The sequence below is a fragment of the Rhizobacter sp. P3_B12 genome (assembly GCF_056402895.1).
The window spans coordinates 1-1,574 of the sequence record NZ_JBFUGN010001229.1; the positions used below are offsets into that span (position 1 = coordinate 1).

Here is a 1,574-nt window from a genome sequence, read left to right on the forward strand (position 1 = left end):
GACCGCGCGGAACTGCTTCAGGTCGACCGGCTTGGTCAGGTAGTCGTAGGCGCCGGCCTTCAGCGCCTCGACCGCGTTCTCGGCCGAGCCGTACGCGGTGATCACGATCGCCTTCTCGCGCCGGTTGCCCTCTTCGAGGCGGCGCAGCAGGTCGAGCCCGGTGCCGTCGGGCAGCCGCATGTCGGTGATGACCGCGCTGTACGTGCGGTCCTTCAGGTGCAGCAGCGCGTCGTCGACGGTGGCCGCCGTCTCGACGTCATAGCCCTCGCGCAACAGCGTCAGCTCGTACAACGTGCGCAGGTCCGGTTCGTCGTCGACGACCAGCAGGCTGAAGTGGGAAGGCGAACTCATGATGTGAGGTGCAGTCGGGTCTCGGGCGCTTCGGTGCCCGCCAGGGGTTTGCGCCGCATCGCGACAAAGAATTCGTTGCGGTTCGGCTCGCTGGCGGCGCGCAGCCGGTAATCGATGCGCGCGCCGTAGCGCTCGCACAGTTCCCGGCAAATATACAAGCCCAGGCCGGTGCCGCGGCTGCGGGTCGAGAAGAAAGGCTCGAACAGGTAGCGCTCGACCTCGGGCGGGATCGGCTCGCCGTTGCTGGTGACGCTCAGCACCACGTGCACGTCGTCGCGTGCCGACAGCGTCAGGCGCACGCCGCCGGGCATCGGCTGCGCATGGCGCTTCGCGTTGTCGAGCAGGTTGACCATCACGCGGCGCAGGTGCTCGGGGTCGAACACGACGCCCAGCGCCTCGTCGGGCAGCTTGACGCGCAGCAGGCTGTCGCCGCCGATCGGCATGCCGGCGGCACGCGCCCATTCGCTGCAGATGGCGGCGACCAGCGCGGTCGCGTCGATCGGGCCACCGTCGTGCACCTCGCTGGGCGTGACTTCCATCACGTCGTCGACGATGCGCTTCAGCCGGCCGACGTTCTCGGTGACCATCTGCGTCAGCTGGCGCTGGACGGCGGTGGTCGCGTCTTCGGAGAGCAGCGCGTTGGCCTGCGAGATCGCGGCCAGCGGGTTGCGGATCTCGTGCGCGATGCCGGCCGACACCCGGCCCATCGCGGCCAGCTTTTCCTGGCGGGTGCGCGCCTGCATGCTGCGCACGTCCTCGATGAACAGCACGCAGAGCGCTTCGCTCGGGTCGGGCGCCTGGCGCCGGGTGAAGCGCACCCGCACCCGCAGCGTGCGCGGCGGGCTCGATTCGAAATCGAGCACCACGTCGCGCCCGCCCTCGGGCCAGGTCGATTCGGCGAACGCGCGCTCGACCGCCTTCACGAGCTCGCCCCAGGCCTCGACGCCCTGCAGCTGGAACGGCGCCTCGCGCGAGACGCCGCTCGGCGCCAGCAGCGCGCGCGCCGCCGGGTTGGCGGTGCGCACGCGGCCGCGCTGGTCGACCACCAGCACGCCCTCCTGCATCTCCTCGATCACCAGCCGGTTCAGCTGCGCCTGCTGGCGCGCCAGCTCCAGGCTGCCGCGCGCGGTGAGCTCTTCGCGCGCCAGGCGCCCGGCCAGCTCGCCGGCCAGCAGCGTGATGACGAAGAAGCCGCTGCCGGCCAGGCCGGCCTGCGTCATCAG

General features: G+C 71.0%; 2 protein-coding genes. Both read right to left on the bottom strand.

Features of this window, described 5'->3' with window-relative positions; genetic code table 11:
- A partial coding sequence (locus AC1D01_RS34040; protein WP_477873877.1) for a response regulator occupies window positions 1-351 on the bottom strand: 351 nt, incomplete at its 3' end.
- Window positions 348-1,574, bottom strand: a 1,227-nt coding sequence (locus AC1D01_RS34045) for a sensor histidine kinase (RefSeq protein ID WP_477873878.1), incomplete at its 5' end; no start/stop codon positions are given. The genes AC1D01_RS34045 and AC1D01_RS34040, both read right to left, overlap by 4 nt.